The 11072-nt window shown below is 33.8% G+C and carries 10 protein-coding genes; all 10 read right to left on the bottom strand.

Features of this window, described 5'->3' with window-relative positions:
* Nucleotides 1-93: NAD-dependent epimerase/dehydratase family protein (locus tag BM015_RS21870; RefSeq protein WP_143075862.1), on the bottom strand; the 93-nt coding region annotated here is incomplete at its 3' end.
* A 122-nt stretch (nucleotides 94-215) separates the two neighbouring features.
* Nucleotides 216-1310 (bottom strand): glycosyltransferase family 4 protein, encoded by a 1095-nt coding sequence (locus BM015_RS13300; protein ID WP_090659186.1) that lies wholly within the window; start codon nucleotides 1308-1310, stop codon nucleotides 216-218.
* Between the two features lie 78 nt (nucleotides 1311-1388).
* Nucleotides 1389-2492 (bottom strand): DUF1972 domain-containing protein, encoded by a 1104-nt coding sequence (locus BM015_RS13295; RefSeq protein ID WP_090659184.1) that lies wholly within the window; start codon nucleotides 2490-2492, stop codon nucleotides 1389-1391.
* Nucleotides 2493-2561: 69 nt separating this feature from the next.
* Complete coding sequence (locus tag BM015_RS13290; RefSeq protein ID WP_143075861.1) at nucleotides 2562-3605, bottom strand: hypothetical protein; 1044 nt, start codon at nucleotides 3603-3605, stop codon at nucleotides 2562-2564.
* 133 nt (nucleotides 3606-3738) lie between these two features.
* Complete coding sequence (locus BM015_RS13285; protein ID WP_090659180.1) at nucleotides 3739-5478, bottom strand: DUF4091 domain-containing protein; 1740 nt, start codon at nucleotides 5476-5478, stop codon at nucleotides 3739-3741.
* Between the two features lie 28 nt (nucleotides 5479-5506).
* Nucleotides 5507-6334 (bottom strand): hypothetical protein, encoded by an 828-nt coding sequence (locus tag BM015_RS13280; RefSeq protein WP_143075860.1) that lies wholly within the window; start codon nucleotides 6332-6334, stop codon nucleotides 5507-5509.
* A 111-nt stretch (nucleotides 6335-6445) separates the two neighbouring features.
* On the bottom strand, nucleotides 6446-7270 hold the full coding sequence (locus tag BM015_RS13275; protein WP_090659175.1) for a hypothetical protein: 825 nt from the start codon (nucleotides 7268-7270) through the stop codon (nucleotides 6446-6448).
* A gap of 34 nt (nucleotides 7271-7304) precedes the next feature.
* Nucleotides 7305-8777, bottom strand: coding sequence for an oligosaccharide flippase family protein (locus BM015_RS13270; RefSeq protein ID WP_090659173.1), 1473 nt, complete (start codon nucleotides 8775-8777; stop codon nucleotides 7305-7307).
* A gap of 81 nt (nucleotides 8778-8858) precedes the next feature.
* On the bottom strand, nucleotides 8859-9938 hold the full coding sequence (locus tag BM015_RS13265; RefSeq protein WP_090659171.1) for a hypothetical protein: 1080 nt from the start codon (nucleotides 9936-9938) through the stop codon (nucleotides 8859-8861).
* A gap of 102 nt (nucleotides 9939-10040) precedes the next feature.
* Entirely contained in the window at nucleotides 10041-11069 is a 1029-nt protein-coding gene (gene pseI / locus BM015_RS13260) for a pseudaminic acid synthase (RefSeq protein ID WP_090659169.1), read from the bottom strand.
* Nucleotides 11070-11072: the final 3 nt, after the last annotated feature.

Raw genomic sequence — 11072 nt, 5'->3', positions numbered from 1 at the left:
GATTTTATACCCAGGGTATTTATTTACAAATAACCGCACTACATGCGAACCAATGAACCCGGCCCCGCCGGTGATGAGAATGTGTTTAGACATAAGATTGCAAACGTATATTTTTTATAGGGATTAAATAATCTGAAGAGTCAACAGACGTTTGAAATTGATTAATGATATAGATAAAAACAGCTGGTTATTTCAGGCATTTCTAATTTTTCGCTTTACGGATTGTTTATACCCAATACTTCATTATAAGCATTTAATGTTTTTTTGGCGGCCTGCATCCAAGTATATTGCTTGTATATTTTCGTATGAAGTCTCTCATCAAAAGAGGCCGCTGCAGCTTTCTCTACAGCATTTAATATGGATAATTCTGAAGATGGGTCACAGTAAAATGCATAATCTTCAAAATATTCTCTTGTATCACCTTTATCTGTTATTACAATATTGCAACGCTGAGATGCGGCTTCCAATGAACTAAGCCCGGTAGTTTCAAACCAACTTGCCAATACATGCACTTTTGCTTTTTGATAATATTCAACCAACTCTTTTTGCGGAATATTGTGAACAAAAGAAACGTTATCCGCCGCCGCTTCTTTGCATGCTTCATAATATTTTTTATCGTTTACTGCCGGAGCTCCAATAATTATAAGTTTGAAATTGCTATTATTAAGGGCTTTAATAAGTTTAAGCTGGCTTTTTCGTAGTTCAACTCTTCCTACGCAAATTACAAGATTGTTATTTTTTGGAATTAAAGGTGGTGTCTCATTTTTAAAGATGGTTTCATCAATGCCATTCGGAACTACCTCGTATCTGCAGTTTATGTTATATGTTGCACTAAATCTTTTGTATTCATTGCAAGAATTGGGTAGGAGGCAAGCAGCATTTTTTGCAATTACTTTTATTGATTTTTTCTGCCCCAGCCATAAATAAGAAATGCTGCTTATTTTTTCTCTGCTTACTAACGACCTTGCAATTACTTTAAGATATTCTGTAAGATCTCCCGGCAGTAATTTTGAGATGTAAGAGGAGAAGCCAGTTCTTATTTTTTTTTCATACTCCCTTAAATCAACATAAATAGTAGAAACGACAAACTTTTTTCCTGAATTATTAATATGCACTAATATATCAGCGGGCCTGATAATATTAAAAAAATGGAGTAAATCATAAGCAGCATAGTCTATTTTTTCATTACTGAAACGTATATCAACCTGCACTCCGAGTAGCCTTAAATATTCAGCAGTATTGATAGCTTGTATTATATCCCCCCCCTTATTTGTAAAAGCAGAAGATCTTATTATAAAAAGGACTTTCATTTGCTTATAACTAGTTGTTTTGGGTTTGATTATTATTTATAAAAATCGGGCTTTATTCTGTTTATCTCCTGAAAGATTTTAGCGGTTAGCATAAATTTTCTGAAAAATCTCTTCATGTTTATTTATAATGTATTGCCAGTTATAATGTTTTTCTATCTCCTCAAGATTCTTGTTAAGGAATTGTTCTTTTTTGTATGTATAATTTATATCAAGATTGATGTAAATATTTTTTAGCTCCTCAATTGAACTAAAAAAAAGTGCATTGGTTTTTAGTACGGCTATATTAAAAGCATTTTTATGTGCAATTATAAAAGCAGAAGACCCCATTGCTTCAAGCAAAGAGGGATTAGTGCCTCCAACAGAATGGCCATGTAAATAAGCTTTGCAATAAAACCTCAGCGCATCAAGCACTTTCTTATCGTAAATACTTCCACAAAACTTTATCTGCATATAATTAAACCTTTTTTGCAGCCATTTGCCATATTTGGTTGAATTATCGCCAATAACTAAAAAAGGCTCTTCTCGGGCCGACTTCACATAGGCATTGAGGATAAGCTCAATATTATTCTCTGGTTCTAATCTTGCAATAAGCATAAAATAATTTTCCCTTTGCACCGAGAATTTTTCAATATGCCTGATATCGTTATCAAGACTTATATCTGAGCCATACGCAACACAAAAGGAATCTTTTTCATACATTTCTTTATAATATTCCTGAATACCTTTATTGTCTGAAATAATATATTCTGATTTTTTCACCGCATTTCTTTCAAGTCGTTTCATAAGTTTTTTCGTAAAATATCCCCACTTACTACGTTTCCATTCCAGTCCGTCCATATTAGTGATTAGTTTCGTGTTAGTTGATTTTAGCAGGTAGAAAAATGGAGAACAAGTTGCATAGCCAGCTTCATAAATAATATCGAAATTTCGCCGTTTTGCATCTTTAAGGCAATTATAATCATATATAAAGTTTGCTGCTGCACCAAAAAGTTTTTCGGGGCTATTCATTTTTATGATCTTTACGCCTTTAAATTCCGGCATATTGTATTTGTGGAAGTGAGGGTTATAAACTGTAACATCATGCCCCTTATTTACAAGGCCAACAGAAATATATTCAGCAAATTGTTCAAAGCCTCCGTAGTTATTAGGGATACCACGTGTGCCTAAAATAGCAAGTTTCACTTACTTAAGTTGTAAATTTTGAATAATGGAATTTATATAATCACGGTATTACAAAAATACTATTGAATGCTAACCAATTGTGAATTTATTGGGTTGCTTGTAGTAGTCATACGTTGCTAACATTACAGCAAGAAACATATAAAATGTAGTGGCAACAAATTCCTGCGTGATATACTGTGTAACAAAAAAATAAAAAAATAAAAAGAAAGCTTCTTTAAACCTGTTTATTTTTAGGAAGAGAAATATAAAATAAAAACAAACAAATAAATAGGCGCAAAGGCCAATTAATCCATAGCTGTGTAAAAGCATTGTATAACCATTTTCAAGATCGAGGCGAGTGCTCCATTTTACTTTGTTTGCTACTTCCTGCGATATTTGATTAGTACCTCTGCCAAAGAGATATACTTTTAGTGATCCACTTTGCATGTAAGATATATTGAACCCCTGCAACAACTGGAACCTGGCCTCTATAGTAGAAGAGCTTAGGATAAACGAAGTAATATTTGTCCAAAATTTTACCAGTATAGCTCCCATTAAAATCGCTATTGACCAAAACATACGAGGGAATTCAAAGAACAGAAGAATGACCCAGAATAAATAAGTTGATCTATTGAAAGTTAAAAGAATTGCCAAGGTGGTTATGAAAAAAAATAATCTATCAATTATCGTATTTAAACCCAGTTTCTTTCGAAGCAAATAAAGCAACAGCCATGTAATACATAATGTGCCATAGGTTTGAACAGTTGAAGTAAACCCATGAGTGGAATATAAAGATGCAATGCCTTTAGCCCCTTCTGAAACATTTAATTTGGTGAATCCCATAAATGCAAGCACCAGGATTACAATGCCGATAACTATATGAAGAAATAAAGCATAATATAGAGAAAACAACACCATGTTTTTATACTGGCTTAAAATAATTGAGAAGGATAAGCCGATTATAGGAAAAAATATAATATAATAAAAACACAGGTTGGCTACAGAAGACGTTACTGCAATAATTGTAAATAATATTATTACTAAAAATTCTTTTGAGGTAAAAAATTTTTTATCCGGATTAAAACATGCAACTAAAAAAGGAGAAAGCAATACCAATATTTTATCTATTGGCACGGATGTAAGTTTATTTACAGTGCAAAAAAGAAGTATTAAAACAAGCAAAAAATTATATATGCCTATTAATATCCAGCGCCAAACCTTCATTGATGGCGAATGTTGCTGTAATGAAATATCCTGCAAAAGGAATCTATTTATTCAGTAACTGACGTGCGTTATTTATTTGTAAGTTCCTATTTTTTAAAACGCTAACTTTTTTGAAATCAAATTGGGATAGAGTGCTGTTAAACTGGGATGAGAAATTTCTTTGTTTTTGCTTTATTTGTATTTTTAAGAAGTCCTCAATGCCGTCTTTTAGCATTTCAAACCTTATGGAACTATAGTCGTGAGGGTATATTAAAATATTGTCCCCGCTTGCTAAACCAGCCCTTGTGTCAATTAGAATTTTTTTGTTAAAATAGTCGTAAGCCCAACGCAGGTAGCCATCCAGATTGCGGTAAGCTGCATTCCATGCAAGCCACGTGGCATCAGCATGAGAAGATATTGTAAATACGTTGGGAAAGACTTCCCAGCATGCGGTGTAATAGGTTGTAATAAATCCTTTATTCTTACGTGCGGCCAAGCTACTTGCGGGTATTTGCTGATTTGAATTAAGCGAATAATCATAAATATTGTTCTGCAGGTCGGGAAAATATTGCCCCGTGAAAGAAATCTTCCAATCTTTATTAATGCCTTTAATAAATTGAATAAGGCCTGCTAAAACATCATGCTTTTTTTCATCTATCCCAAGCGTAGTGATATTAAACCAGTTTTTTTCTTTCAAATGTTGTTCAAATGCTAACAGATAAGATTGCCAGAACGGAACATACATTTTGCCATTAACACTCTCTGAAAAGAATTTTATTTTATTGTCTTTTTCATCTAAATAATAGCTGCGTGCATTAAGCGGTGCTATTCCAAAGCATTCAATTTGCTGATTAATACCTATGCCCATCATAAATTCTACCCATTTATCAAAGTTGGTAAAATCATATTTCCATTTACCATCTGTAGTTTTCACTACTTTAATCATCATATCATCTGCGCTTCTGAGCTTGGCATTATAAAGATCCCAAAAGAAACTTGTTGTTATTACCTTTTGCCCCGCATCTTTTAATCTTGTCATTGCCGGCTTCATCAAATTGAAATGTTCTTCAGACCAAGGCTTTACATTGTAATATTCAGCCTCAGCAATTGGATATTGCCACAGGTTCAGGAAGAAATTTTTGTTTGCATTTGCCGGCAACCGGTTCTTATTTATAGTCAGCAAAATATTTACAGAGGAGGAAATATTATTTTCTGCATTAGCGGTGATCCGGGTAGTATAATTGCCAGCAGTTGCATTGAAGGGTATTTTAATGCTGATCCAAACAGGGCGGTTTGTATTGCTTTTTACGAAAGAAGCAGCAGATGTAAAATCAATAATATCCGGAACAATCAGGGTTTTATAAGTTACACCCTCTTTTTTCTTACATACCCCTGCAGAATTATCAGCAAGCACATAATAAATATATCCAACAGAAATGTTTTTGGCATCGATCGATGCAGCGCCATTTGATGATACAAGATTGCTTGCAGTTACTTTTAAACTGTTAATATCTGTTTTACTGCTTACTACAAACTTTACATTTACAGTTTCACCTGCCCATCCCTCAGTGGTAATTTGTTTTTTATCGTTAATAACAGGAGAACGATTATAATTTGTTGGGGTATTGATGTCTACAGGAGAAAACGAAAAGTTATTCTTCATTTGCTGCCAGCTTTGCTGATTAGGCTGTGATATTGAAGTTATATCACCAAACTTTTCAAGTCCTGGGTTTTGAGAATTTACATCATTACAGCACAATGTTAAAAAAGAAATAACTACAGATAAAATTAATTGCTGGTTCATTATATATTAAGTTTAGCACAGCGTGGTTTTAAATATTTATTACCTGTTTAATTGCCGGCTGGTTGGTTAAATACATAACAGAAGATGAATTATGATGATAAATAGTGAGCGTATTATTTTTATCTGTTAATATTTTAATCAAAAATTCAACCAGTATGACAGATTCGATAATTATTGTCTTATTATTTCTCCAGCCATCAGGCAATTGTAATTCTTTAATGTGCGGGTGCGGTTTTATAATGCAATAATCGTACTCATCAATATTTGTAGTAGCAAAAAAGCTTTCGTTGAGTGGCCAAGAGGTAATATACAAAAGCACATTTTTATTCCGCACACCATAAAAAACCTGGTTATCATTAAAGCAAAAAATTTTTAATGCTAGATGAAGATCGTTTCTTATCATTTCAATGAAAGGAACATTAAAGGACAAGGGATTTAATTCTTTTATATAGCTGAAAGTATGAAAAGTATCAAGGTACCGCTGATGGTTATAAACGTATATACCTTTAACTTTTGGATGAAATCCCGGATATTCTGAAAGCCCAAGCACATTTCTTATCCTTCGCCTATATGCGGCAGTTTTCTTAAAAATATTTTTTCTGTATGCACTAATGCCTTCCTCATACACATATATATTTTTACAGGGCACTGCATATAATAGTAACCCATCCATCAGCATAAAATCAAGGTAATAGTAAAAGTTTACGGCCTTATATTTAAGAATGCATAACGAAAGAATCTGCAGGCGATTGGTAGCATAATGAACCTTGCTCCAACTGGCATCATATTTTTTTACATTTTCATAAAATTCATAGGCTCCTTTAAATCTATTTTCTATTATGAGTATGTTTTTCAAAGTTTCGTTTTTTGGCAGGTTGCGGGAATTAAAGTATTGAAGCGGTTTGGAGCAAACAAAAATATTTACGAGGAGACTCATGTAAAGATGCTGTGGCAGTAGTTAAAATTATTAATAACTAATTTTCATTCTTTCAACATATTGCCAATCATCCTGCAACATTGTATTAATTTGATCATTCATTTTTTTGAAAGATGCAGGATCTTTGGGTTGCCAAAATGATAAAGTATTTTGCAAAATATGCCGCGGGCTGCATTTTAAATAGCCAAGTGCTTTTCTTACAGAAAATGGAAACTTATTATATATCTTATTAGTTTTTCTTAATATCTCAACTTTACTGCCTGTGATACTTTTATTTGAAAACTTTTCACCAGCGTTACTATTTGCTTCTCTTGTCCAGTTTATTTCTTTTTCCAAAAAATTATCTAACAACTTTATACCTTGTTTTTTAAAATCTTCGTAAGAAAACACATATACATTTTTAAATAAGCTGCATAATTTATTGATTCTGTCTGTGTAATTAAGGTCTTGATTTCTAATAACACCTGTTTCATTATAAAATTCATCAAACTTAAGTATCCCTCCTTCCTGTACATATTGCTTGTACATGGATATAAGAAGATCTCCATGTTTTCGAAAAAAAATCATGATGCTGGCCTCAGGAAATAATCTATGCAGGTTGCTTATTCTTTTTTCAAAGGAATCTATCCAATGAAAATCATTGCTAACTCCATCTTTCCATAAAGAATTCCAGGCCACACCAGTAAACCCTTCATTGGATAACAAAACATCTTCGCCTGGTATAGCATTGCTTTTTAATAATTCTGATACGGCCGTTTCTCCATGAAAGTAGTGTATGCCTTTGAGGGCTGGAAAATAGTTATACTGCAAAAAAGTGCTTGCAGTTTTGTGTGTGCCAACGTGTAATAATACCATATTCTTATTGCATTAGCTGTTAAACAATAGCAGCCTAAATTTTGAAAACTGCAGGGTTGTGAATTAGCTTGCTGGCTATGCCTGCGATTCCTTTCATCCTTTTCCAATTAAAAAGTAATACTAACGCATAGGCTGTTATTTGCAGAATAACATTGTCTGTAATTACTGCAACACTTAGCAATAATGCCGGTAATACCAGGCGTGTATCAAAATTTGAAAACAGGCTCTTGATACTTCTTTTGTTTAAAAACGCAACATTATAAAAATATCCAAGCAGGGCTGTATAAACGATATAGGTACCAATAGGCGCAAAACAAATGAAATAAAAAGCAGAAGTATTGTAGCTAATAATCCATACCAGCAGCAGATTTAAAAGAAATGAGAACAGCGCTATTTTACCAAGCAGCCTTTCTTTGCCATGCGAGATAAATAAAACAGATATTCCGAAATTTCCTGAAAGTAATGCCTCGCATAACGATAATAGTGCAAACGATTTGAAAGAATTAGCGTAGTTAGGTACAAAGTATAGTATTATTGGAAATATAAGTATGGTAAAAAAAATCAGCAGGTAGGAAATAAGAGTATAATTATCCTTAATGTATTGCATTTTTTCAAGTGCTTTTCCACCTTCAGCATGTTTAAATCGGTTAATCATTTTAGGCATAATTAAAAATGTAATTGTATCAAGAGCCAAAAATGAAGCCTGTGCAAAGCTTAATGCAAAAGAAAAATAACCTAATTCACTAACGTTGTAGTAATAGCTTACAAATGTTCGGGTAACGATCATTATAAAATAAAAACTAGCGCTGTAAAGCATTAATGCGCTGCCGGTTTTTATAAGCTCTTTAAATACAGCAATATTTGGTTTAAGGTTTAATTTAATGGGTGTTTTAAGAAGAAAAATAATAAGACAAAGAACGTAACTAAAAAGCTGTGAGATTAAAATTGCATATAATAGCTGTTGTTGCTTAAAGAAAATGCAAGCCAGAAAATTTAATAGAGGTGTTACCGACTGATAAAGAGTTATAGGCTTTAATAAATTCTTTACACGAAATACATGGATAAAAAGTAAATCAAAATTTTGAGCAACTGCATTTGAAACCACTATAATTAAATAAGCATAAAAGTTGTACTTATCAAATATTGGGATTTCTGCGAAAAAGCAGCTTGCCGCCAGCATAAGGATAACGAGAGAATGCAGCGACATGAAAAGTACTGAATTACCCAGGAACACTTTTTGTTTCTCGTAATCTTTTCCTTCATAGCTCGACAGTTTTACATTAAGGGCATTTGGAATTCCAAGATTAATTTGTGTAACGTACTGGATGATCAACATTGCGAATCCCAGGTGCCCCATAAAGTATGGTCCCAGGTTCCTGGCAATTAAAAGTGAGTTGCCAAATTGTAGGGCATAAATAAAATACCGGAAAATAATAAACCTGATATTTTTATTTTTAAAGCCACTTTTTAAACTTGTTTTAATGTTGTTTTTCGTTAAGGCATGCATTGCATGTAAGTTGTTTTGCTGCAACTGTATTAATAATCATATATTACCTTGTAGCTGCATTTTGTTACATGGGAAAAGCAATCACTTTAAAAATTTGAGCAGATTTATCTTAGCAAGTTTTATAAGACTTTGGGTATTTGTTATGGAATAATATGAAATCCAAAGTTCATCGGGATTAGAAGGATTAAAACTCATACCTCCATATCCTGTTTCGTTGCCTGCTGGAAAGGTATAGGTTTTTTGAACTTTTTTTGTTTCGATATCATACGAAAATAGTTTGAAGGTGCTCCGTTTTGAATCTCTGGCTGTAACAAGTAACTTATTTTTATAGAATAAAAAATTAGGAGACTCTAATATAGAGGAAAAGGGATTTTTATCCCATTTTACAATGTTATAAGAAGGAATTGAAATGCCAATTGGTGTGTTTACAGTTTCTGTTCTGGGTATAAAATACATGCTGTCTGTTTCAGTTATTCTCAGGGTAGTTTCTGTGTACCGCCCTTTAACATTTATAGGCCCTGAAAATTGGTAAGTATAAAAATCGCCACCACTGTTGAATAACCCGAGGTTTTTCTCTTTTTCGTCTCCTAAAGGGCTTCTGTAAGCAATAGAATACATTCGGCCTTTGTGATAAGTATACCGCCAAAAAATGTATCTGGTATTGTATGAATTTTCATACTGAATTGCCCGCGCAGGTAGCCAACTGCTGGTACTTTTGTTTAGCTTAGAGATATAATTTACTATATCAAATTTTCCGCTTCGCAATGCATTTCTACTAAAATAATTCAGGTACAGATCATCATTAGCAGAATCTACAGTAAGATGTGGGCCTCTTAAATCACGCCTTTCTTCTATAATATTATCCTTGACATGCCATTCAATACCGTCTTTACTTGTCATTATCTTAATTTGCCCGTTTTCACCGCCAACATGGGAGGTGCCAATTCTAAATACAACATACCAAGTGCCATTGTAATTAGCTATATCAGTAAAAGCTGCAAAATTTTGTGATTGGTATATATTCCCAACCTCTACAGCAGAATCAAGTTGAATTGCCTTAAAACTGAAAATTTCACCTTCATCATTCACCAACATGCTTTCTTTTTTGCTGCAGCCAATGCAAAAAAACAATATTTGTAAAAAGGCAAGAAAGTATTTCATGTCAACTACCGTTTCAGCTAGTTTTAATGTTAGTAAAATAGTATGGGGCTCCCTCGCTTCAAATTTATAAGAATTATTTATATGTAAATATAAAACGAGATATTAAGCCAGCAATTGCCAGCTTAGCGGTGTGCCTGCTGCAATATCTTCTTTTGCTTTTTTACCAATAACTTTTGAATAACAGGAAGGATGTAAACCAAAGCCCGGCCTTAGTGGCGCTATATTTGAACTGGTTAATAATTCACCTGCTTTTATATCTTTTGTTACAAAAAGCGATCTTCTTCTTAATTTATTTTTCTCCGTAAGTTCATAATCTATTTTTCCGATAGCAGCCTCTGCTTCATGAACAGCTTTAACCATAGCTGCAAATTCATCAGGTTCCATAGAAAATGCCGCATCCGGTCCACCCAAATCTCTTGACAAGATGAAATGCTTTTCAACCATCCGGCCGCCAAGAGTTACAGCAACTACCGGTACTGTTGAGCCCATGGTGTGATCTGAAACACCTGCCTCAACATTAAAGGTTTGTTTTAAATGTGGTATGGTAGCAAGGTTTGCCATTTCCACAGGTGCAGGATATTCTGAAGTACATTTTAATAAAGTAATTTCATTGTTGCCAGCCTGTCTGCAGGCGCCTACTGCAAGATCAATATCAGTTATGCCTGCTGCGCCGGTTGAAATAATGATAGGCTTACTTTTTGAAGCCGCATGGCTTATTAGGGAAATATCTGTTATTTCGAGCGATGCGATTTTATAGGCAGGAACATCCATTGCGGCCAAAAAATCAACAGCTTCTTTATCAAAAGGCGAAGAAAAAAATTCCATGCCCAGCCGTTCTGCAATTACTTTCAGTTTCGGTTGCCATTCCCACGGCATCATAGCCTGAACATATAAATCGTAAGGACGGTAGCCTTTCCATAACCCATCCTTTTTTGGCCCGAAAAATTCATTGTTTACATTAAGTGAAAGCGACTCCGGTTTAAATGTTTGCACCTTTACAGCATCGGCGCCTGCAGCCGCCATCGCTTCAATAGTTTTAACGGCAAGATCAAAATCATTATTATGATTGGCTGATAGTTCAGCTATTATATAGGCTTTATTATTGTTACAGGTTAATTCACTAATCTGCATATT

It is taken from the genome of Parafilimonas terrae (assembly GCF_900115755.1).
In the GTDB taxonomy this organism is placed as follows: domain Bacteria; phylum Bacteroidota; class Bacteroidia; order Chitinophagales; family Chitinophagaceae; genus Parafilimonas; species Parafilimonas terrae.
Note: the sequence above shows the minus strand (reverse complement) of the source record. Positions and strands in the feature narration are given on the sequence as shown.

Excerpts from the sequence above, each read along its gene's own strand:
- BM015_RS13300 (WP_090659186.1), bottom strand. The coding sequence starts at position 1,310 with ATGAAAGTCCTTTTTATAATAAGATCTTCTGCTTTTACAAATAAGGGG.
- BM015_RS13285 (WP_090659180.1), bottom strand. The coding sequence starts at position 5,478 with ATGAACCAGCAATTAATTTTATCTGTAGTTATTTCTTTTTTAACATTG.
- BM015_RS13275 (WP_090659175.1), bottom strand. The coding sequence starts at position 7,270 with ATGGTATTATTACACGTTGGCACACACAAAACTGCAAGCACTTTTTTG.
- BM015_RS13270 (WP_090659173.1), bottom strand. The coding sequence starts at position 8,777 with ATGCATGCCTTAACGAAAAACAACATTAAAACAAGTTTAAAAAGTGGC.
- BM015_RS13265 (WP_090659171.1), bottom strand. The coding sequence starts at position 9,938 with ATGAAATACTTTCTTGCCTTTTTACAAATATTGTTTTTTTGCATTGGC.
- pseI (WP_090659169.1), bottom strand. The coding sequence starts at position 11,069 with ATGCAGATTAGTGAATTAACCTGTAACAATAATAAAGCCTATATAATA.